The sequence below is a fragment of the Streptomyces sp. NPDC005141 genome (genome assembly GCF_053599975.1).
Genome location: NZ_JBSFYW010000030.1, coordinates 79,426 through 100,369, shown reverse-complemented (window position 1 = coordinate 100,369; position 20,944 = coordinate 79,426). Strand labels below are relative to the sequence as shown.

Annotated in this window: 16 protein-coding genes; 5 read left to right on the top strand and 11 right to left on the bottom strand. The window is 72.9% G+C overall.

Annotated elements, in window-relative coordinates; all coding sequences use genetic code 11:
* Window positions 1-82: 82 nt before the first annotated feature.
* Window positions 83-889, bottom strand: a complete 807-nt coding sequence (gene lipB, locus ACWD68_RS23465; RefSeq protein ID WP_451808390.1) for a lipoyl(octanoyl) transferase LipB — start codon at window positions 887-889, stop codon at window positions 83-85.
* 331 nt (window positions 890-1,220) lie between these two features.
* On the opposite strand from lipB, the gene ACWD68_RS23460 reads away from it, so the two are divergent.
* Entirely contained in the window at window positions 1,221-2,696 is a 1,476-nt protein-coding gene (locus ACWD68_RS23460; RefSeq protein WP_451808389.1) for a regulator, read from the top strand.
* Window positions 2,697-2,944: 248 nt separating this feature from the next.
* Here the strand turns inward: ACWD68_RS23460 and ACWD68_RS23455 are convergent, their stop codons facing one another.
* Together ACWD68_RS23455 and ACWD68_RS23450 are read right to left on the bottom strand one after the other, a co-directional pair.
* The gene (locus tag ACWD68_RS23455; protein WP_451808398.1) at window positions 2,945-4,306 is read right to left on the bottom strand and encodes an NAD(P)/FAD-dependent oxidoreductase; all 1,362 of its coding nucleotides are present in this window, start codon (window positions 4,304-4,306) and stop codon (window positions 2,945-2,947) included.
* Window positions 4,307-4,563: 257 nt separating this feature from the next.
* Window positions 4,564-5,481, bottom strand: a complete 918-nt coding sequence (locus tag ACWD68_RS23450; RefSeq protein WP_451808388.1) for a TIGR01777 family oxidoreductase — start codon at window positions 5,479-5,481, stop codon at window positions 4,564-4,566.
* A 72-nt stretch (window positions 5,482-5,553) separates the two neighbouring features.
* Between ACWD68_RS23450 and ACWD68_RS23445 the strand changes: the two genes are divergently transcribed.
* The gene (locus tag ACWD68_RS23445; RefSeq protein ID WP_451808387.1) at window positions 5,554-6,045 is read left to right on the top strand and encodes an N-acetyltransferase family protein; all 492 of its coding nucleotides are present in this window, start codon (window positions 5,554-5,556) and stop codon (window positions 6,043-6,045) included.
* A gap of 133 nt (window positions 6,046-6,178) precedes the next feature.
* On the opposite strand, the gene ACWD68_RS23440 is transcribed toward ACWD68_RS23445, so the two are convergent.
* A complete protein-coding gene (locus ACWD68_RS23440) occupies window positions 6,179-7,363 on the bottom strand; it encodes a MarP family serine protease (protein ID WP_451808386.1) in 1,185 nt (394 codons plus the stop codon).
* Between the two features lie 425 nt (window positions 7,364-7,788).
* Between ACWD68_RS23440 and ACWD68_RS23435 the strand changes: the two genes are divergently transcribed.
* Together ACWD68_RS23435 and ACWD68_RS23430 are read left to right on the top strand one after the other, a co-directional pair.
* Complete coding sequence (locus ACWD68_RS23435; protein ID WP_451808397.1) at window positions 7,789-8,481, top strand: peptidoglycan recognition protein family protein; 693 nt, start codon at window positions 7,789-7,791, stop codon at window positions 8,479-8,481.
* 124 nt (window positions 8,482-8,605) lie between these two features.
* Window positions 8,606-8,899 carry a hypothetical protein gene (locus ACWD68_RS23430; RefSeq protein WP_451808399.1) on the top strand — a complete coding sequence of 98 codons (294 nt, stop codon included), beginning with the start codon at window positions 8,606-8,608 and terminating at the stop codon, window positions 8,897-8,899.
* A gap of 107 nt (window positions 8,900-9,006) precedes the next feature.
* Here ACWD68_RS23430 and ACWD68_RS23425 read toward each other — a convergent pair whose 3' ends face one another.
* The 4 genes from ACWD68_RS23425 to ACWD68_RS23410 form a co-directional block, all read right to left on the bottom strand.
* Window positions 9,007-9,528, bottom strand: a complete 522-nt coding sequence (locus tag ACWD68_RS23425; protein ID WP_451808396.1) for a DUF4240 domain-containing protein — start codon at window positions 9,526-9,528, stop codon at window positions 9,007-9,009.
* A 141-nt stretch (window positions 9,529-9,669) separates the two neighbouring features.
* A complete protein-coding gene (locus tag ACWD68_RS23420; RefSeq protein ID WP_451808385.1) occupies window positions 9,670-10,641 on the bottom strand; it encodes a helix-turn-helix transcriptional regulator in 972 nt (323 codons plus the stop codon).
* Between the two features lie 196 nt (window positions 10,642-10,837).
* Window positions 10,838-13,543 (bottom strand): pyruvate dehydrogenase (acetyl-transferring), homodimeric type, encoded by a 2,706-nt coding sequence (aceE, locus tag ACWD68_RS23415; protein WP_451808384.1) that lies wholly within the window; start codon window positions 13,541-13,543, stop codon window positions 10,838-10,840.
* Window positions 13,544-13,839: 296 nt separating this feature from the next.
* On the bottom strand, window positions 13,840-14,463 hold the full coding sequence (locus tag ACWD68_RS23410) for a GntR family transcriptional regulator (protein WP_261708522.1): 624 nt from the start codon (window positions 14,461-14,463) through the stop codon (window positions 13,840-13,842).
* Window positions 14,464-15,095: 632 nt separating this feature from the next.
* On the opposite strand from ACWD68_RS23410, the gene ACWD68_RS23405 reads away from it, so the two are divergent.
* On the top strand, window positions 15,096-15,659 hold the full coding sequence (locus tag ACWD68_RS23405; RefSeq protein ID WP_451808383.1) for a hypothetical protein: 564 nt from the start codon (window positions 15,096-15,098) through the stop codon (window positions 15,657-15,659).
* A gap of 76 nt (window positions 15,660-15,735) precedes the next feature.
* Here ACWD68_RS23405 and sucB read toward each other — a convergent pair whose 3' ends face one another.
* From sucB to ACWD68_RS23390, 3 genes are all read right to left on the bottom strand, one after another.
* The gene (gene sucB / locus ACWD68_RS23400) at window positions 15,736-17,502 is read right to left on the bottom strand and encodes a 2-oxoglutarate dehydrogenase, E2 component, dihydrolipoamide succinyltransferase (RefSeq protein WP_451808382.1); all 1,767 of its coding nucleotides are present in this window, start codon (window positions 17,500-17,502) and stop codon (window positions 15,736-15,738) included.
* A gap of 147 nt (window positions 17,503-17,649) precedes the next feature.
* Entirely contained in the window at window positions 17,650-19,038 is a 1,389-nt protein-coding gene (gene lpdA / locus ACWD68_RS23395; RefSeq protein ID WP_451808381.1) for a dihydrolipoyl dehydrogenase, read from the bottom strand.
* 314 nt (window positions 19,039-19,352) lie between these two features.
* Window positions 19,353-20,879 (bottom strand): leucyl aminopeptidase, encoded by a 1,527-nt coding sequence (locus tag ACWD68_RS23390; RefSeq protein ID WP_451808380.1) that lies wholly within the window; start codon window positions 20,877-20,879, stop codon window positions 19,353-19,355.
* Window positions 20,880-20,944: the final 65 nt, after the last annotated feature.

The following is a 20,944-nucleotide window of genomic DNA, read 5'->3' as shown; positions in this document are numbered from 1 at the left end:
TACGGTTCTCGGCCCCCGAGGTGGGCAACCTTCGGGAGCAGGGGTGCATTCCCGTGAGGTTCCCGCCGTGGGGGCGCGGGCTCTAGGCCGGCGCGCGTTCCACGATCCGCGGCTTCAGGTCCGCGTGCTCGAGGATGTCCCTGAGGTGCTTCTCGGCCACCGGGAGGACCTCGGCGATGGTCACGTCGCGGCCCAGTTCGCCCGCGAGGGAGGCGACGCCCGCGTCGCGGATGCCGCACGGGATGATCCGGTCGAACCAGGCGTTGTCCGGGTTCACGTTCAGGGCGAAGCCGTGCATGGTGACGCCCTTGGCCACGCGGATGCCGATCGCGGCGATCTTGCGGTCCTCGCGGCGCTGGCCCGCGTTGGACGGGGCGTACTCGGGGCCGTTGAGCCGCGGGTCGAACTCCTCGTCCTGGAGCCGGGGGTCGAAGTCGAGGGACAGGCCCCCGAGCGCGGACCGCCGGTCGGCGGGGTCCTTGGTGTCACCGAGGATCCAGACGCCGCTGCGGCCCTCGACACGGCTCGTCTCCAGGCCGAAGTCCGCACACGTACGGATAAGGGCCTCTTCGAGACGGCGTACATGTGCTACGACGTCCACCGGGCGCGGGAGCTTCTGGATGGGGTAGCCGACCAGCTGGCCCGGACCGTGCCAGGTGATCTTGCCGCCGCGGTCCACGTCGATGACCGGCGTGCCGTCCAGGGGCCGCTCGTTGTCCGCGGTGCGCCGGCCCGCGGTGTAGACCGGCGGGTGCTCCAGGAGCAGGCAGGTGTCGGGGACCTCGTCCAGGAACCGGGCGGCGTGCACGCGGCGCTGCTCGTCCCACGCCTCCTGGTACTCGACGGCCTCGGCACCGAATCCCATGCGGACGAACCGCAACTCACTCACGGCAAGAGCCTCCCTCGAAGCTTCCTCGGGCACGTGGTGTCCCCGTGCGGGGCACGCGGAGGAACCTTTCGTCAGGTACGTAGCGCGCCCACGCCACTGTACGTCCGTCCGATACGCGTCAGCCCGACAGTCAATCCTCACACGATCGGATGAATGAATGTCGAAGTGTGCGATGACGTGCTCACGCTCCGCTACATTCGCGCCGTTCACGAGGCCATAAGGGCTGCTCACAGGCAATCCGGGCACCAGGGGGTCTTGGGGGAGGCGGAAGCACGTTCCGCGCTGCCCCGAGGCCCCCTGGGAGACCCGAAGGCAGGAGACCGCACCGCAGATGACGGAACGACCCGCGCAGCGCACGCCCAATCGACAGCTCGCCGCGCTCATCGCAGAAGCGGGGTTCTCCAACGCAGGTCTCGCCCGTCGCGTGGACCAGCTCGGGCTCGAACACGGACTGGACCTGAGATACGACAAGACATCAGTGACCCGGTGGCTGCGGGGCCAGCAGCCCCGCGGGACCACGCCGGCGCTCATCGCCGAGGTCTTCACCCGCCGCCTCGGCCGGCGCCTGAGCGCGCAGGACCTCGGGCTCGACGCCTGCGCGCCCGTGTACGCGGGGCTGGAGTTCGCCGCGACCCCCGAGGAGGCCGTGGACATCGTCAGCGGCCTGTGGCGCAAGGACTCCGGCAGCCACGCCGAGCTCCGCAAGATCGCCTTCACCCCGGCCGGACTCGTGGTGCCCAGCCGGGACTGGCTGATCGGCCGGGCCGACGACCGGGTCGCCCGCGGCGACCAGCCCTCCCGGGTGCCGGCCCAGGGCCGCCCTGCGTCGCCCAAGGTCGCGGCGCCGCCCGAACAGGGCGGACCCGCGTCCCGGCAGCGGGGCCGGACCGAGCGGGGCCCCGGCCAGCGGGTCACCGGCGGGGACATCGCCGCGCTCCGCTCGGTCGGCGAACTCTTCCGCGCCCTCGACCACGCCTACGGCGGCGGCCACGCCCGCCAGGCGCTGGTCCGCTATCTGGAGCACGAGGCCGAGCCGATGCTGCGCGGCACGTACGGCGAGCAGACCGGCCGGCACCTGTTCGCGGCCGCCGCCGACCTCACCCGGCTGGCCGGCTGGACGTCGTACGACATCGGCGCGCACGGACTCGCGCAGCGGTACTTCGTCCAGGCGCTGCGGCTGGCGCAGGCCGCGGGCGACCGGGTGTACGGCTCCTACGTGCTCATCACGATGAGCAGGCAGGCCGTCTACCTCGGGCACGGGCGCGAGGCCGTGCAGCTCGCGCGGGTCGCCCAGCAGGGCCTCGGTTCGGGGGGCCCGCACGTGGTGCAGGCGCTGCTGCACGCCGTCGAGGCGCGCGGCCACGGGGTGCTCGGCGAGGTACGGGCCTGCACGGCCTCCCTGGTCCGGGCCGAGCGCGCGCTGGAGGCGTCCCGGTCCGGCGACGAGGTCCCCCAGTGGGCCCGGTTCTTCGACGAGGCGCAGCTCGCCGACGAGTTCGGGCACTGCCACCGGGACCTCCAGCAGTTCCGGGCCGCCGCGCAGCACGCCGAACGCTCGCTGCAGCTGCGGGCGCCCGGCTATGCGCGCAGCCGGCTGTTCTGCCGGGTGGTGCTCGCCTCGGCACGGCTCGGGCTCGGGGAGCTCGACCAGGCCTGCCTGCTGGGCGCGGAGGCCGCGGGGCAGGCGGCGGAGATGCGGTCGGCGCGGGCCGTGGAGTACGTACGGGACTTCGAGAAACGGCTGGAACCGTACAAGGACGCCGCGCCCGTCCGCGGCTACCGGGACAAGGTGGCCGCGCTGAGCTGAGCGGGAGTCCGGGGGCGTCCCCGGCCTCCGGCCTGGGGTGCCGGAGGCCGGGAAGTCCGGATACCTCGCCGGGGGAGCCTGGCCCGTCCGCGGCGGGCTCGGATCCCCGGCGAGGGGAGCTGGGTCCGTCCGCGGGGGAGCTCGGATTCCCCGCGGGGGGAGCGCGGTCCGGTCTGCCGGGGCGCGGTCCGCGGCTCCTCCGCAGGGATGTCCACCGTCCGCGGTCCACCGGCGTCCCGGGCCCCGGGTCAGGCGGCCGCGGATTCCAGGTGCTCCGCCAAGGGGGCCGGGCGGACGTCCAGGTCCGTCAGGAGGGCGTGGGCAGCCCGCCGGGCCGAGTGGAGCGCGCCCTGCACCGTGCTGGTGTCCCGGTGGTCGCCGCACACGTACAGGCCCGCGAGCAGCCGTACCGGGCGGCGCGCGTCGTGCGGTGGCGGCATCGCCGGTACGGCCTCGGGTTCGTGATGCACCGCCAGCAGTTCCCAGCGGGTCGTCGACATCCCGTAGAGGCGGGCCAGTTGGGCGCGGACCATCGCGTCCAGGTGGGCGGCGGCGGGCGGTGTGCCGAGCACGGTCGAGGAGATCAGGGCGCGGCCCGCGGGTGCCCGGGTGGGGTCGACCTGGCTGACGACCGCCGTGTGCGCCACCGGACCGCTGCGGTCGGCGTCCAGGAGCAGCGCCGGGTCGGCGAGCGGAGGTTCGTCCGTGGTGTGGTGCAGCACGGTCACCGGATGGAAGGCGGGGACGTGCAGTCCGGGCAGGAACTGGGCGGCGGCCACGGCCCCGGTCGCCAACAGGATGGCCCGGCAGCGGAGTTCGCCATGGTCCTTCGTCGTCACGCTGGTCGTGGAGACGGCGGTCACCTCGACGCCCGTGTGCACGGTGCCCGGTGGAAGGGCGGCGGCGAGCAGTTCGGGGAGCGCGTCCGCGCCGCCCTCCGGCAGACACAGCCGGCCCGTCGCGAACGAGTGCAGCGCGAGGTCGGCGCACCGGCTCGACGTCCGCAGCGCCGGGTCGCACAGCAGGGCCGCGAGGAGGGGGCGCAGAAAGGAGTCGACCGTACGGGCCGGGAGGCCCCGGGAGGTCAGCGCCCGCTCCGCGGTGAGGTCCGGGCGGGCGAGCAGGCGCTCCGGCGGGGTGGCGGCGAGACGCACGAGGGCCGTGGCGAGACGGGACTGGTCGAAGGGGCCGCCGAGCGGTCCGGGGCGGGTGGTTCCGCGGGCGGGGCGGGCCAGCGGAAGCCGGGGGGCGCTCGCGAGGGCGCGCGCTGTGGTGAGTGCGCCCCTCGCGCTCCGGGAAGTGCCGGGCGCGCCCGCGTGGTGGTGCCGGCCGTCGCTGTGCAGCAGCACCCCCGGGGAGAACGGGCGCAGGGCCAGGACGTCCAGGCCCGGGGTGTGGCGCAGTTCCGGGTACGAGGTGGACAGGAGCCGGCCGAGCCGGTCCAGCCGGAAGCCGTCGACTTTCTCCGTGGACATACGGCCGCCCACATGAGGGGCGGCCTCCAGGACGGTGGTCCTCAGCCCCGCCCCGGTCAGATGCCGTGCGGCCGCGAGGCCGGCGACACCGGCTCCCACGACGACGACGTCCACGTCTTCCGCGATCTCCGCCATGTGCGCGGCTTGGCGTGCGGGCTCTAGCACGTGCCCCTCCTCGAGGTTGCGCGGGCCGGTGGGGACGTCATGCCCCCAACACGCTTCAGGAATACCCGAGTTCGGATCGAGGGTGCGAGGTACGGGCGTGCGGGGGAAGCCGCGCGGATGCCGTGCACGGGGGCATGGGGGGTGCATGTGTCCGCCCCGCCGGGGCGGAACACCCGCCGGGGCGGAACACCCGGCGGGGGAGGCGGACGCGGCGAGGGCGCCCCCTCTCAGTCCAGCGCCGCCCGCAACGCCCCCTCGATCGAGGGGAACGCGAAGGTGAAGCCCGACTCCAGGAGGCGGGTGGGCAGGACGCGCTGGCTGCCCAGGATGTCCTCGGCCATGTCGCCGAGAGCGAGGCGCAGGAGCGGGGCGGGGGTGGCGAGAAGGGTGGGGCGGTGCAGGACGCGGCCCATCGCCTCGGTGATCTCGCGGTTGGTGAGCGGGTCGGGGGCGGTCAGGTTCACCGGGCCGGAGACGGACTCCGTGTCGATGAGATGCCGGATCGCGGCCACCTCGTCGTGCAGGGCGATATAGCTCCAGTACTGGAGCCCGTCCCCCATCCGCCCCCCGACGCCCGCCCGGAACAGCGGGAACAGCTTGGCCCAGGCCCCGCCCTCGCGGGACACGACGAGCCCGGTGCGGGGCATCACGGTGCGCACCCCCGCCTCCTGCGCGGGAGCCGTCGCCTCCTCCCACTCCACGCAGACGGAGGGCAGGAATCCGTCGCCGGGCGGCGCCGACTCGTCCACCGCGCGGCCGTCCGTGTCTCCGTAGAACCCGATGGCGCTCCCGTTGACGAAGACCCGCGGCGGCTCGTCGAGCGAGGCCACCGCCTCCGCGAGCGTCGCCGTCCCGAGCACCCGGCTGTCCCGGATCTTTCGCTTGTACGTCTTCGTCCAGGGCCGCGCGGCGACGGGGGCCCCCGCCAGATTGACCACCGCGGCACATCCGAGGAGCCCCACCGCGTCGACCCGCTGCCGCTGCGGATCCCAGCGGACCTCGTCCCGCGAGCGCGGCTCACGGCGCACGAGCCGGACCACCTGGTGTCCGTCCGCGCTCAGGGAGCGCGCCAGCGCGGAGCCGATCAGGCCGGACGCGCCGGCGATCACGATGCGGGAACCCGGGGGCAGCGGTGAATGGCTCATGGGTCCATCCTGCCCGCGCCGCCGCGGACTTCACGGAACGGTCCCCAGCGCGGCGGCCGTACAGTGATCGGCATGTCAGCTGCTCCACACATACGCACCGCCACCCTCGACGACGAGGACGTGCTCGGCCGGCTCGACCGCGACACCTGGTCCACGCTGCACGCGGTCATGCCCCGCCCCCGGCCGCCGTACGAACCCTTCTACAGCGAGCGGTTCGGTCCCCGGGACCATCTCGTCGCCGAACTCGGCGGCCGGCTGGTGGGATACATCCGACTGGGCTTTCCGACCCCGCTCGCCTGCAACGCGCATGTCCGGCAGATCCTCGGACTCGCCGTCGCCGACGAGGCGCGCGGCGCCGGGGTGGGCCGCGCGCTGCTGCGGGCGGTGAGCGAGGAGGCCCGCCGCCAGGGCGCCCGGCGCATCACGCTGCGCGTGCTCGGCCACAACACTCCGGCGCGCAGGCTGTACGAGTCCGAGGGGTTCGTCGTCGAGGGGATCCTGCCCGGGGAGTTCCTGCTGGACGGCGAGTACGTGGACGACGTCCTGATGGGCCGCACCCTCTGACCTGCCCTCTGACCTGCCGTCCGACCACGAGCCGGGCACGCCGGCGGTCGCGTCGGGACACCGGCAGCCCCGAGCCGAGGCCGGGGGCCGGTGTTCACGGATCGGGGTCAGGACCGGTGAGCCCGGGTCGGGGTCAGGAGGTGACGAGGTCGCCCGTGTCGACGCGGGCCGTGGCGTGTGCCGCCTTCCGGGCGTCGCCCGCGACCTCGCGCGCGGTCAGGACGTAACCCGTCTCGCTGTCCGAGGTCGAACGGGCGAAGACCACGCCGTACACCCTGCCGTCGGTGGTGAGGAGCGGGCCGCCGGAGTTGCCCGGGCGGACGGTCGAGCGGATCGAGTAGATCTCGCGGGTGACCGTCCCGGTGTTGTAGATGTTCTGGCCCGTCGCGTTGATGCGGTTCGCGACCGTGGCCGCCTGGAGGTCGAGGCCGCCGTCCTGCGGGTAGCCCGCGACCACCGCGGCGTCGCCGCGCGAGGCGACGCCGTCGAAGGGAAGGACGGGCGCCCGCAGACCCGGCACGTACAGGACGGCGACGTCCCTCTGCGGATCGAAGAGCACCACCCGCGCCGGGTAGGGGCGTCCGACCCCGCCCACCCGCACGGTCGGCCGGTCGATGCCCGCCACCACGTGCGCGTTGGTCATCACGCGCCGGGAGGCGTAGACGAAACCGCTGCCCTCGCGCCCCTGGTTGCCCGAGACGCCCTCGACCTTCACGGTGCTCAGCTTGGCGGCGTTCGCCGCCGAGTCCGTCACGCTGTCCCCGGAGGGCTTGGCGACACCAGCCGTCGGTTCGTTCTCGAACGGGTTGAAGACCTGCGGGAAGCCCGCCTCGGTGAGCGCCGAGGTCGCGCGCGAGAACCAGGTCGGCGTGGTCTCCGGCATCGTCTTCTGCACGGCGCCCAGCAGCGCCGAGTTGCGGATGGACTGCGTCACCACCGTCGAGGAGGACGCGCCGAGGACGCTCGCCGCCACCCAGGCCACCAGCAGCACGGCCAGCGAGTTCGCCGCGGCCCCGCCGATCCCGTCGGCCACCCGCAGCGGCCCCTGGTCCAGCTCGCGGCGGAGCTTCAGCGCCAGCCGCCCGGCCAGCTCGTGGCCCACCACGGCGGGCACCAGCACCGTGAGCACCGCCGTCACCGTCGCCGCCGGTGTCCCCGCCGTGACCAGTTCCATCATCCAGGGCAGCACCCATACGCCGATCACGGCGCCGCCCACGAAACCGGCCAGCGAGACACAGCCGGCGACCAGGCCACGGCGGTACCCGGACGCCGCGTAGACCAGGATCACCAGCATCAGCAGGAGGTCGAGCACGTCCACGGAGCCGCCTTTCTCTAGGGCCCCTTAGTACGCGCCGGGCGGGCCCAGTGATCAGCCACGCGCGTTCGGTGCCGCGGAAACGGCCACACACCCGTGGACCTGTAGAAACGTCCCGGACACGCATGATGGTTCCACCAGGTGGCACACCACACATCGCGGCCCGCGCGGATCCGGGTCAGGGTGGCTCCATGCGTGTCTTCCGGAAGACGCGGGGGCCCCGAATACGGAGCGGGGAGCGGGCACACCGCTCCCCGCGGCACGGACGCCCGGCACACCGGGTCCGCGGAGTCCGCGCGCGTGTGGGGCGGGCGCTCCGTGGCCCCGCGCCGCCCGGCGTACGCCCTGGGGGGTCGGCGCGGCTGCCGGGACCGCTCCTCGTCCTCCTCGGCTGCGTCCCCGGCCTGCTCGCCGTCCTGGCGCTGGTGATGTGCGCGGCCGGAGTGGACCGTACGGCGGCCCGCGCCGCCGTCCCGCCCCCGGTCGCGGCCCGGCCCACCGTGGACCGCCCCGCCGCCCGGCCACCCATCGTGCCGCGTTCGAAATGGCTCGACGCCGCGCGCACACGCGAGCAGCCGCCGCCCCACTACGACGACCGGGTCGTCGCGGTCTTCGTCCACCACACCGACACGCCGAACTCCTACGACTGCGCCGACGTGCCCCGCATCATCCGCGACGTCTACACGGGCCAGACCGGCGCCAAACAGTGGGACGACATCGGCTACAACTTCCTCGTCGACCGGTGCGGCACGATCTACGAGGGCCGCGCGGGCGGCGTCGACCGCCCCGTCACCGGGGCGCACGCGCAGGGCTTCAACCACCGCACCGCCGGTATCGCCGCGATCGGCACCTTCACGGCGGGAACACCTGTGCCGAGGGTGATGACCGACGCGATCGCCCGCCTCGCGGCCTGGAAACTCGGGCTCGCCGGAGCCGACCCCCGGGGCACGGTCCGCCTCGTCTCCAGCAACAGCCTCAGCCGCTACCCGTCGGGCACCGCAGCCGTGCTCTCCACCATCTCCGGCCACAACGCCGGCTTCATGACCAGCTGCCCCGGCGCGGCCCTCACCGCCCGCCTCCCCGAGATCCGCGCCCTGGCCGCCCGCTACCAGGGCCGCTGACCGCCCGGCAGAGCCCCCGCGCGGGCAGGCGGCCGACAGTCACAGGTACGCCCCGGGCCGCTCACAGACTCCCCAGAGCCGTGCGTCCTAGCGTCGTCGTACGCACTGACCGGAGGTGGGGATCATGAGGATCAGTCGGACGGAGACCGCGGGGCACGCGGGGAGCGGGACGAGCGCGGGGCACACCGCGGGCGCGGAGGGCACGGGGAACGCGGAGCGGGCGGGCGGCTGGGCGAAGGCCGCGCGCGGCCCGTGGACGGTGGTCTGCGCGGTGGCGACGGTCGTCCTGGGCCCGGCGGCGGTCACGGCGTCCGCGCTGGACCAGGCCAACGCGGCCCCGCTGCACCACGCGGTGCGGGCCGAACAGACGCAGGCGTACATCCCCTCGGACCTCGGCCGCCGGCGGACGGCGGTCTGAACCCCCGACGGAGCGGGCCCCGGGACGGGCGGAGCGGGGCGGGGCGGGCCGAGCGCGGGCGCCCGGGCGCGGGCGACCCGCGCCGTCGGTCCGCCGTCCCTCGTCCGTCAGTCCTCCCTGAACCGCTCCCACAGCTTGGGGTAGCGCTCCGCGAAGACGGACTCGTTCTCGAAGTCGAGCGGGGTGCCCTCGGGCTCGGCGGCCGCGGCCGGGATGCCCAGGGCAGGCGCGACGGCACCGGTCAGCTGCTCGTAGGCCTCGTCGGCCGCGTAGCCCAGCTCCTCACCGTCGCCGTCGATCTCCTCGTCGAAGTCCTCCAGGAGCTCGGCGAGCGTGTCGGGGTCGTGCATCGCGCCTTCGAAGACGTCCCGGCCCTGGCCGATCAGCCAGCACCGGAAGAAGTCGAAGGCGTCGTCGCTGGCTCCGTCGAGCAGCACCCAGGCGGCGCCCCACAGATCCCAGCGGTACGCGCGGTTGTAGCGGGACTCGAAGTGCCGGGCGAAGTCCAGGACCGAGTCCGGGTCCAGCTGGACGAGCCGCTCGACGAGCAGGTCGGCCTGTTCCTCGGGGTCGCCCTCGGCAGTCTCGCGGGTCGTGTCCACCAGCTGCCAGAACTCCGTCTCGTCCATCACGGGTCAAGCATCGGGCCTGCGCGGGAGGGACGCACGCGGAGTGGCGCAGATTGTTATGCATGCACATGCCGAAGGTAAAACCACCGGGTTCGTACGGATTTCAAGAGGTCGGCGCGGAGCGACCCCGCAGGGTCGCGATCACCGGTAGAGCGCCGCCGATCCGGCCGCGTCCCGCGCGCAGCGCTCCCGCAGACTCGCCGGGGCCAGCACCTCCACCTCCGGCCCGAGCCCCCACAGCTGTGTATGGGCGACCTCCTCGGACTCGACGGGCAGCGTGAGGGTCACCCAGCCCTGCCTGTCGGGGGCACCGGACGTGCTCAGCCCCTCTTTCGCGGACGCGGGATCAAGGACGTACGGCAGCCGTCGTACGCCGTCGGGGGACAGCCGCACGACGACCTCGGACCGCAGGACGGACCGGGCGAACTCCTCGGCCCGCTCCGCCCAGAACCCCGGCAGGTCGAACCCGTCGTCCCGCCGGAACCTCTCCGCACCGGGGTCGACGGCGGTGAACCGGTCGATCCGGTACACCCGGAATGCCTCCGCGTCCGCCACCCGGGCACACAGGTACCAGACGCCCGCCTTGAGGACGAGCCCGTACGGTTCGAGCGCCCGCTCCACCTCCGAATCGCCCCGCCGGTAGCGCGCGACGATCGGGCGGTCGTCCCACACCGCGTCCGCGACCGAGGGCAGCAGCTCCGGTGTCCGCGGCTCGCTGAACCAGGCGGGCGCGTCCAGATGGAACCGCTGCGCCGCCGTCCGCGAGGCGTCCCGCACGGAGGGCAGCAGCGCGGCCGACACCTTCAGCCGGGCCGCCGAGGCGGTGTCCTGAAGGCCCATCTCGCGCAGCGCCCCCGGGACCCCGCTCAGGAACAGCGCCTCGGCCTCGCTCCGCGCCAGGCCCGTCAGCCGGGTCCGGTACCCGCCGACCAGGCGGTAGCCGCCGGCCCGCCCCCGGTCCGCGTACACCGGCACTCCCGCCTCCGACAGCGCCTGGGCGTCCCGCGTGATCGTGCGCTCGGACACCTCCAGCTCCCGCGCCAGCTCGGCGGCGGTCATCGACGCACGGGCCTGGAGCAGCAGCACCATCTTGATCAGACGAGCGGCACGCATGGGTTCATGATGCCGGGCCGCACTGACAACGAGGGGATGAAGGGGACGAGCGGACGCGGGGGCGAGGGGAAGAGGAGGTGCGGGGAAGAGGGGACGGGTGGCCGGGCCCGGAAGGGCGCCGCGAAAGACGGTGAGGGGGTACGGCGAAGGGGTACGGCGACCGCCGTACCCCTTCGCCGAGTCCACTTGCCGGGTGCTACAGGCCGTAGCGCTCCCGGGCCTCCTTCACCGCCGACGCCTTGACCTCACCGCGGCGGGCGAGCTGCGCCAGCGCGGCGACGACGATCGACTGGGCGTCCACCCCGAAGTGGCGGCGGGCCGCCGCACGGGTGTCGGAGAGGCCGAAGCCGTCGGCGCCGAGCGAGGACCAGTCCTGCTCGACCCACTGCGCGATCTGGTCCGGGACCTGGCGCATGTAGTCGGTGACCGCGAGCACCGGGCCCTCCGCGCCCTGCAGCGCCTGGCGGACGAACGGCACCCGCTCCTCGCCGCGCAGCAGGGCCGCGTCGGCCTCCAGCGCGTCACGGCGCAGCTCGGTCCAGGACGTCGCGGACCACACGTCGGCAGCCACGCCCCACTCCTCGGCGAGCAGCCGCTGCGCCTCGAGGGTCCAGTGGATCGCCGTGCCGGAGCCGAGCAGCTGGATGCGCGGAGCGTTCGCCGCGGCCACGTTCAGGCCCGCCGACTCCGCCGTGTTGAAGCGGTACAGGCCCTTGAGGATGCCCTCGTCGATACCGAGACCGGCCGGCTTGGCGGGCTGCGGCATGGGCTCGTTGTATACGGTCAGGTAGTAGAAGACGTCCGGGTCCTCGCCCGGCGCCGCCTCGCCGTACATCCGGCGCAGGCCGTCCTTGACGATCGCCGCGATCTCGTAGGCGAACGCGGGGTCGTAGGACAGTGCCGCCGGGTTGGTCGCCGCGATGACGGGCGAGTGGCCGTCGGCGTGCTGCAGGCCCTCACCGGTCAGGGTCGTACGACCGGCCGTGGCGCCGACCAGGAAGCCGCGGCCGAGCTGGTCGCCGAGCTGCCACATCTGGTCGGCCGTGCGCTGCCAGCCGAACATCGAGTAGAAGATGTAGAAGGGGATCATCGCTTCGCCGTGCGTGGAGTACGCGGTGGACGCGGCGATGAAGTCCGCCATGGAACCGGCCTCGGTGATCCCCTCGTTGAGGATCTGGCCGTCCTTGGCCTCCTTGTAGTACATCAGCTGGTCGCGGTCGACCGGCTCGTACGTCTGGCCCTTGGGCGAGTAGATGCCGAGGGACGGGAAGAGCGACTCCATGCCGAAGGTGCGGGCCTCGTCCGGGACGATCGGCACCCAGCGCTTGCCGGTCTCCTTGTCGCGGACCAGGTCCTTGACCAGCCGGACGAACGCCATCGTCGTCGCCAGGTTCTGCGTGCCGGAGCCCTTGTCGAAGGAGGCGAACGCCTTGTCGGCGGGGGCCGGCAGCGGGGCCAGGGCGTGCGTACGGCGGGCCGGGGCCGGGCCGCCGAGGGCCGCGCGGCGCTCCTGCAGGTAACGGACCTCGGGAGAGTCGGCGCCCGGGTGGCCGTAGGGCACCACGTCGTCGACGAACTGGCTGTCGGAGATGGGGAGTTCGAGCAGATCACGCATCTGCTTGAACTCGTCCGTCGACAGCTTCTTCATCTGGTGGTTGGCGTTCTTCGACGCGAAGCCCTCGCCGAGGGTGTGGCCCTTGACCGTCTGGGCCAGGATGACCGTCGGCGCGCCCTTGTGGGAGAGGGCGGCGCGGTAGGCGGCGTACACCTTGCGCGACTCGTGGCCACCGCGGGAGAGGTGGAAGCACTCGAGGATCTTGTCGTCGCTCAGCAGCTTCGCCATCTCGACGAGCGCCGGGTCTCCGCCGAAGAAGTCCTGGCGGATGTAGGCGGCGTCGCGGGTCTGGTACGTCTGCACCTGCGCATCGGGTACCTGGCGCAGGCGGCGGACGAGCGCGCCCGTGGTGTCGAGCTGGAACAGCTCGTCCCAGGCCGAGCCCCACAGCGACTTCACGACGTTCCAGCCGGCGCCGCGGAACTGCGCCTCCAGCTCCTGCACGATCTTGAAGTTCGCGCGGACCGGGCCGTCGAGGCGCTGCAGGTTGCAGTTGATGACGAAGGTCAGGTTGTCGAGACCCTCGCGGGAGGCGAGCGCGAGTGCGGCCGTCGACTCCGGCTCGTCCATCTCGCCGTCACCGAGGAAGGCCCACACGTGGGACGCGGAGACGTCCTTGATGGCGCGGTTGGTGAGGTAGCGGTTGAAGCGGGCCTGGTAGATCGCCGACAGCGGGCCGAGGCCCATGGAGACGGTCGGGAACTCCCACAGCCAGGGCAGCCGGCGCGGGTGCGGGTACGACGGGAGACCGTTGCCGCCCGCTTCCTGGCGGAAGTTGTCCAGGTGGTGCTCGTTCAGGCGCCCGTCGAGGAACGCGCGGGCGTAGATGCCGGGGGAGGCGTGGCCCTGGATGTAGAGCTGGTCGCCGGACCCGTCACCCTCCTTGCCCTTGAAGAAGTGGTTGAAGCCCGTCTCGTAGAGCCAGGCCGCGGAGGCGAAGGTGGCGATGTGGCCGCCGACGCCGTGCTTCGCGCCCCGGGTCACCATCGCGGCCGCGTTCCAGCGGTTCCACGCGGTGATCCGGGCCTCCATCGCCTCGTCGCCGTCCACGACGGGCTCGGCGGCGGTGGGGATGGTGTTGACGTAGTCGGTCTCGAGCAGCTTGGGCAGCGCGAGACCGTTGCCCTCGGCGCGCTCCAGCGTGCGGCGCATCAGGTACGCGGCACGGTGCGGCCCGGCCGCCTGGGTGACGGCGTCCAGGGAGGCCTGCCATTCGGCGGTCTCCTCGGGGTCGCGGTCCGGGAGCTGGTCGAGCTCGCTCGGCTGGATAGCGGTGGGGTCGGTCATTGCGCCGCCTTCCGGATGCGGAGGGGGGTTCCCTCATCGGCAAGGGGTTTTCGGGGGGTGCCCTTGGTCTATGGCAGGACAGGGCGGTGGGCTCTTGTAGGAGCCCGTCGGTGACTGTAACTCCCTGATCGATGATCGATCAAAGGATTCCGGGGGAAATCCTCTTCAGATCGGGAAAGTCGGCACGGGGTGCCTGGAAGCCAGGCACGGGGTGCCGTGAAAAGCGACGGTTCTCGCAGGTGGGAGCACGGTTGAGCGCGGGTGTGCTCCCCTGCGCCGACACGGTCCGGCGTCCCTCACGGGCGCGGGGCGCACCCGAGGACATGGGCCTTCACGAGGTCGGCGATCAGCGGATCACGCCGCCGGAAGGCGTCCACGAGGGCCTCGTGCTCCTCCGCGTACGACTGCTGCACGGTTCCCAGCCACCGGATGGACAGGGCCGTGAAGACCTCGATGCCGAGGCCCTCCCAGGTGTGCAGGAGGACGGAGTTCCCGGCCGCCCTGACCAGCTCGCGGTGGAACCCCACGGTGTGCCGCACCTGACCGGTCCCGTCGGCCAGCCGGTCGGCCTCGTACAGCGCCGTCACGTGCGGCTCCAGGGCCGAGCAGTCCTCGGCGAGCCGCTCGGCGGCCAGCTCCGCCGCGATGGCCTCCAGACCGGCTCGTACGGGGTAGCTCTCCTCCAGGTCGGCGGCCGTCAGATTCCGCACCCGCACGCCCTTGTTCGGCGCCGACTCGATCAGCCGCAGCGACTCCAGCTCGCGCAGCGCCTCCCGCACCGGGGTCTGGCTGACCTCCAGCTCGGTGGCGATCCGACGCTCCACGATCCGCTCGCCCGGCTTCCAGCGCCCGCTGACGATCCCCTCCACGATGTGCTCGCGGATCTGTTCGCGCAGCGAGTGGACGACGGGCGCGGTCATGAAGGCTCCTTTGGGAGGGGTGCGGAACCCCGGGGGCGTTTGACGTTTAGACAATAAGGCCGTGGCCCGGTCGGTGAGGGGCGCATGGCGGCGCTTTCCCGCAGGTGAGACGAGACTTACACGCTGTCAGAGTGTTCCCGGCCGTAAAGACCCGTACCGGGTGATGTCCGGACTCGTCACGTCCGTGTCACTCCGAGAACCCGGGCGTCCCGCACGCAGTGGCGATGGGCAGAGGAGGCGCCGGCGGCGGTGCCCCCCGGTCGCCTCGGGGAGATGTCATGAACGGTCGGGTACGCGCGCGGGGCCTCCGCCGGACGATCACGGCGGCAGCGGCGGCGGCACTGGTCGTCGGTGTGGCGACGGGCTGCAGGCCGATGGACACGGGGGCGGCTTCGCGGCCGGGCGACGCACGGACCGCGGGGGCGGTCACCGGGGCGGGCCCGGCTACCCGGGGCCCGAGCACCGCGGGCCGGGCCCCAGGCGGCTCGGCAGGTCCCGGCTCCCCGGACAGGACGGACCCGGCTTCCGGTCCGTCGGGTCCGGAAGGGACGCGTACCGGCTCGTCGGGCCCGGCGGGGCCCGGTTCCGGCTCGTCGGGATCGGCGGAGCCGGGGGGCCCGGGAGTCGCCGCGGTGCGGCAGCCCGTCGGGCCCGGGGGTGCTTGTGTCTTCGTCAAGCCGGACGGCGCCCGGAAGCTCGGCCACACCGGCTGGGGTTTCCGGGTCACCGGCACCGACCGCTGGGAGTACGGCGCCGTCGAGAACCCCTCGAACGCCCTCTACACCCCGCCCGGCGGCGACATCGGCGCCTGGCACGCGCGGGGCACGTACGCCCGGATGCTGAGCGACATGTCCCGCGGCGGGCTCCTGAGGGCTCCTGGCTCCGCCCGGTCGGAGGGGACCTCTGCCGCCGGCCCCGCGGCCCACCCGTACAGCCGTTTCCGCTGCACGTCCTCGCCGGGCGGCGACGTCACCGCCGCCCGCGCCATGATCCGCACCGTCGCAGGCCGGGGCTTCCTGGTCGGTGTCGACCCCCGGACGGGGGACATCGGCTCCCGCGACTGCCTCGACGCCACCTACGACATCCTGAAGGCCTACCGCGCACGGCATCTGACGCCCGCGTTCCCGGCGGAGATCCCGAACGTGTGGGTGGAGACGCTGGTGCTGTGGAGCGACAGCGGGCTGACACCCCGGTAGCCACGGTCCGGGAAACACGGCACCCCCGCCCGGAGTTCCGGACGGGGGTGCCGTGTCAGCGCGTGAGCGGTGCGGGCTACAGGCCGAGCTCGACCTCGAACTCGCCCGCCTCCAGGATCGCCTTGACCGCGCTCAGGTAACGGGCCGCGTCGGCGCCGTCCACCAGGCGGTGGTCGTAGGAGAGCGTCAGGTACGTCATGTCGCGGACGCCGATGACGGTGCCCTCTTCCGTCTCGATGACGGCCGGACGCTTGACCGTGGCACCGATGCCGAGGATCGCGACCTGGTTCGGCGGCACGATGATCGTGTCGAAGAGCGCGCCGCGCGAGCCGGTGTTGGAGATGGTGAAGGTCGCGCCGGACAGCTCGTCCGGGGTGATCTTGTTCGCCCGGACCTTGCCCGCCAGGTCGGCGGTGGCCTTGGCGATACCGGCGATGTTCAGGTCGCCCGCGCGCTTGATGACCGGGGTCATCAGGCCCTTCTCCGAGTCCACCGCGATACCGATGTTCTCGGTGTCGAAGTAGGTGATCGTGCCCTCGTCCACGTTGATCCGGGCGTTGACGGCCGGGTGGGCCTTCAGCGCCTGGGCCGCCGCCTTCACGAAGAACGGCATCGGGGAGAGCTTGACGCCCTCGCGGGCCGCGAAGGAGTCCTTCGCCTGCGCACGGAGCTTCATCAGCCGGGTGATGTCGACCTCGACGACCGAGGACAGCTGCGCCTGCTCGTGCAGGGCCTTCACCATGTTGTCGCCGATGACCTTGCGGATGCGGGTCATCTTGACGGTCTGGCCGCGCAGCGGGGAGGCCTCCAGGACCGGCGCCTTCTTGGCGGAGGCGGCCGGAGCGGAGGCGGCCGGCGCCGGAGCGGCGGCCGCTGCCTTCGTGGCCTCGGCGGCCGCGATGACGTCCTGCTTGCGGATACGACCGCCGACGCCGGTGCCCTTGACGGCGGCCAGGTCGACGCCGTTCTCGGCGGCGAGCTTGCGCACCAGCGGGGTCACGTACGCACCGTCGTCACCGGCGGTCGCGGCGGGCGCCGGAGCCGGGGTGACAGGGGCGGGCGCGGCGACCGGCGCGGGGGCCGGAGCGGCGGGGGCGGCGGGCTGGACCGGAGCCGGGGCGGCGGCGGCCGGAGCGGCCGGGGCAGCGGCGGGGGCCGGAGCGGCCGGAGCTGCGGCGGGGGCCGCCGGGGCGGCCGGGGCGGCAGCGGCCGGAGCCGCTCCCGGAGCGCCGATGACGGCCAGCTTGGCGCCGACCTCAGCGGTCTCGTCCTCGGCGACCACGATCTCCAGCAGCACGCCGGCGACCGGCGCGGGGATCTCGGTGTCGACCTTGTCCGTGGAGACCTCGAGCAGCGGCTCGTCCTCCGCGACCTCCTCGCCGACCTCCTTCAGCCAGCGGGTGACGGTGCCCTCGGTGACCGACTCGCCCAGCGCGGGCAGCACGACGTCGGTACCGGAGGCGCCACCGGCCGGAGCGGCGGGGGCGGGCGCGGCAGGCGCGGCCGGGGCCGCGGGAGCCTCGGCGACCGGGGCGGGGGCGGCCGGAGCGGCGGCCGGGGCCGGAGCCTCGGCGGCGGGAGCCTCGGCGGCGGCGGGAGCGCCCGTGCCGTCGTCGATCACGGCCAGCTCGGCGCCGACCTCGACGGTCTCGTCCTCGGCGACCTTGATGGAGGCCAGGATGCCGGCGGCGGGAGAGGGGATCTCGGTGTCGACCTTGTCCGTCGACACCTCCAGCAGCGGCTCGTCGGCCTCGACGCGCTCGCCCTCGGCCTTCAGCCAGCGGGTGACAGTGCCCTCGGTGACGCTCTCACCGAGCGCCGGAAGGGTTACGGAAACCGGCATGGTTTCTGTTGCTCCTTATCGGGGTCTCCCCTGCTCGATCGGGATCGAGAGCTCGGGGAAGGTGCGGAAGTCTGTGGTCGTCGTCGCGCCCTGCTCGACGCGGTGACTGGGTACAGCCGGTGGCCGGGGGACCGGCCGGGGCTGCGATCAGTCGTGCGAGTGCAGCGGCTTGCCCGCGAGGGCGAGGTGGGCCTCGCCGAGCGCCTCGTTCTGCGTCGGGTGGGCGTGGATGAGCTGAGCGACCTCGGCCGGCAGCGCTTCCCAGTTGTAGATCAGCTGAGCTTCGCCGACCTGCTCGCCCATGCGGTCGCCGACCATGTGGACGCCGACCACGGCACCGTCCTTCACCTGGACGAGCTTGATCTCGCCCGCGGTGTTGAGGATCTTGCTCTTGCCGTTGCCCGCCAGGTTGTACTTGAGAGCGACGACCTTGTCCGCGCCGTAGATCTCCTTGGCCTTGGCCTCGGAGATGCCCACGGAGGCGACCTCGGGGTGGCAGTACGTCACCCGGGGGACACCGTCGTAGTCGATCGGGACGACCTTCTGGCCGGTCAGACGCTCCGCGACCAGCATGCCTTCGGCGAAGCCGACGTGCGCGAGCTGGAGCGTCGGGACGAGGTCGCCGACCGCGGAGATGGTCGGGACGTTCGTCCGCATGTACTCGTCGACCAGGACGTAGCCGCGGTCCATCGCGACGTCCTGCTCCTCGTAGCCGAGACCGGCCGAGACCGGGCCGCGGCCGACGGCGACGAGCAGAACCTCGGCCTCGAACTCCTTGCCGTCGGCGAGGGTGACCTTGACACCGTTCTGGGTGTACTCGGCCTTCGAGAAGAAGGTGCCCAGGTTGAACTTGATGCCGCGCTTGCGGAACGCGCGCTCAAGAAGCTTGGAGGAGTTCTCGTCCTCGACGGGGACGAGGTGCTTGAGGCCCTCGATGACCGTCACGTCGGTGCCGAAGGACTTCCACGCCGAGGCGAACTCGACGCCGATGACGCCGCCGCCGAGCACGATCGCGGACTGCGGGACGCGGTCCAGGACGAGCGCGTGGTCCGAGGAGATGATGCGGTTGCCGTCGATCTCCAGGCCCGGCAGCGACTTCGGCACGGAGCCGGTCGCCAGGAGCACGTGGCGGCCCTGGACACGCCGGCCGTTCACGTCGACGGAGGTGGGGGAGGACAGACGTCCCTCGCCCTCGATGTACGTCACCTTGCGGGACGCGATGAGACCCTGCAGACCCTTGTACAGGCCCGAGATGACCCCGTCCTTGTACTTGTGGACGGCGGGTACGTCGATGCCCTCGAAGGTGGCCTTGACGCCGAACTGCTCGCTCTCGCGGGCCTGATCGGCGATCTCGCCCGCGTGGAGCAGGGCCTTGGTGGGGATGCACCCCCGGTGCAGGCAGGTACCACCGACCTTGTCCTTCTCGATCAGGGCGACGTCCAGGCCCAGCTGCGCTCCGCGCAGCGCCGCGGCGTAACCGCCGCTACCGCCGCCGAGGATCACTAGGTCGAAAACGGTGCTGGCGTCGTTCGCCACGTCACGTCCTCCATGCATGTGCGCCGTACGCCGGGCACCTTTGTCCCTTGCGGGTGGTTGACCGGTCGGTCGGCTGGTGTCCGGCCGCTCTTTCTTCGGCCCTGTGGTGGGGGCCCTGTCCTGCCGAGAACCCATCTTCGCACTTGTCGAGGGCGAGCGAGACGCCGGGCCGGTGTGTGGGACGTCTGATCCATCACGTCGACGGGGTGCGGAGCCGGGTGAACCTGCGGATTTCGTCGAAGGCGAAACCCCCGTACGGCCATACGAACGGCCCCGGGTGAGGGAACACCCGGGGCCGTGCGCCGTACGAAGGCTCAGCCCAGGTCGCCGGCCGCCGTCAGTTCGGCGAGGCGGACCAGGGTGCGGACCGCGGAACCGGTACCGCCCTTGGGGGTGTAGCCGAACGGACCGGCCTCGTTGAACGCGGGGCCCGCGATGTCCAGGTGCGCCCAGGTGATGCCCTCGCCCACGAACTCGCGCAGGAACAGACCGGCGACCAGGCCGCCTCCCATGCGCTCACCCATGTTGGCGATGTCGGCGGTGGGGGAGTCCATGCCCTTGCGCAGGTGCTCGGGCAGCGGCATCGGCCAGGACTCCTCGCCGACCTCCTCCGCGGCCTCGACGATCGAGGCGCGGAACGCGTCGTCGTTGGCCATCACGCCGAAGGTGCGGTTGCCGAGCGCCAGCACCATCGCGCCGGTGAGCGTCGCCACGTCGACGATCGCGTCCGGCTTGTCCTCGGACGCCTTCCACAGCGCGTCCGCGAGGACCAGACGGCCCTCGGCGTCGGTGTTGAGGACCTCGACGGTCTTGCCGCTGTACATGCGCAGCACGTCACCCGGGCGGGTGGCGGAGCCCGACGGCATGTTCTCGGCGAGCGCGAGCCAGCCGGTGACGTTGACCTCCAGGCCGAGACGCGCGGCGGCGACGACGGCGGCGAAGACCGCCGCGGCGCCGGCCATGTCGCACTTCATCGTCTCGTTGTGCCCGGCGGGCTTGAGCGAGATGCCGCCCGAGTCGTAGGTGATGCCCTTGCCGACGAAGGCGAGGTGCTTGGTCGCCTTGGCGGAGGTGTACGACAGCTTCACCAGGCGGGGACCGGCGGCCGAACCGGCGCCGACGCCGAGGATGCCGCCGAAGCCGCCCTTGGCCAGGGCCTTCTCGTCGAGCACCTGCACCTTGATGCCGTGCTCCTTGCCGGCCGCGGTGGCGACGGCGGCGAAGGACTCCGGGTTGAGGTCGTTCGGCGGGGTGTTGATGAGGTCGCGGGCCCGGTTGAGCTCCTCGGTCACGGCGGTGGCGCGCGCGATGGCCGCCTTGTACGCCGCGTCCCGGGGCTTGCCGCCGAGCAGCGCGACCTCGCCGAGGGGACCCTTGCCGTTCTTGGCCGCGTCACCTCGGCCGGTCTCCTTGTAGGCGTCGAAGCCGTACGCGCCCAGGCGGGCGCCCTCGGCGACGGCACCGGCGTCGGCGGCGTCCGTGATCGGCAGCGCGAACGCGGCCTTCTTCGCGCCGGCGAGCGCCCGGGCGGCGACACCCGCGGCACGGCGCAGCGTCTCGGCGTCGAAGCTGTCGTCCTGCTCGGGGACCGCTCCCAGGCCGACGGCCATCACGACGGGGGCCTTGAATCCGGAGGGTGCGGGCAGCTTGGTCACCTCGCCCTCGGACCCGGAGGCTCCGAGGGTCTCCAGGATTCCGGCGAGCCCGCCGTCGTACGCCTTGTCCACGGCCTCGGCGCCCGGTGCGACGACCGGGCCCTTGGGGCCCTTCGCGACACCGACGACGATCGCGTCGGCCCGCAGACCGGACGCTGCGGCGGTGCTGAGAGTGAGAGCAGTCACGGTGGTGAGATCTCCGCTTCCATTGAAAGTTCGTGTGGCCGAGAGAGGTGGGTCGACCGGGCCCG

Coding starts and splice junctions, on each gene's coding strand:
- ACWD68_RS23460 (WP_451808389.1), top strand. CDS start 1,221: ATGACGGAACGACCCGCGCAGCGCACGCCCAATCGACAGCTCGCCGCG.
- ACWD68_RS23455 (WP_451808398.1), bottom strand. CDS start 4,306: ATGGCGGAGATCGCGGAAGACGTGGACGTCGTCGTCGTGGGAGCCGGT.
- ACWD68_RS23450 (WP_451808388.1), bottom strand. CDS start 5,481: ATGAGCCATTCACCGCTGCCCCCGGGTTCCCGCATCGTGATCGCCGGC.
- ACWD68_RS23445 (WP_451808387.1), top strand. CDS start 5,554: ATGTCAGCTGCTCCACACATACGCACCGCCACCCTCGACGACGAGGAC.
- ACWD68_RS23435 (WP_451808397.1), top strand. CDS start 7,789: ATGTGCGCGGCCGGAGTGGACCGTACGGCGGCCCGCGCCGCCGTCCCG.
- ACWD68_RS23430 (WP_451808399.1), top strand. CDS start 8,606: ATGAGGATCAGTCGGACGGAGACCGCGGGGCACGCGGGGAGCGGGACG.
- ACWD68_RS23425 (WP_451808396.1), bottom strand. CDS start 9,528: ATGGACGAGACGGAGTTCTGGCAGCTGGTGGACACGACCCGCGAGACT.
- ACWD68_RS23420 (WP_451808385.1), bottom strand. CDS start 10,641: ATGCGTGCCGCTCGTCTGATCAAGATGGTGCTGCTGCTCCAGGCCCGT.
- aceE (WP_451808384.1), bottom strand. CDS start 13,543: ATGACCGACCCCACCGCTATCCAGCCGAGCGAGCTCGACCAGCTCCCG.
- ACWD68_RS23410 (WP_261708522.1), bottom strand. CDS start 14,463: ATGACCGCGCCCGTCGTCCACTCGCTGCGCGAACAGATCCGCGAGCAC.
- sucB (WP_451808382.1), bottom strand. CDS start 17,502: ATGCCGGTTTCCGTAACCCTTCCGGCGCTCGGTGAGAGCGTCACCGAG.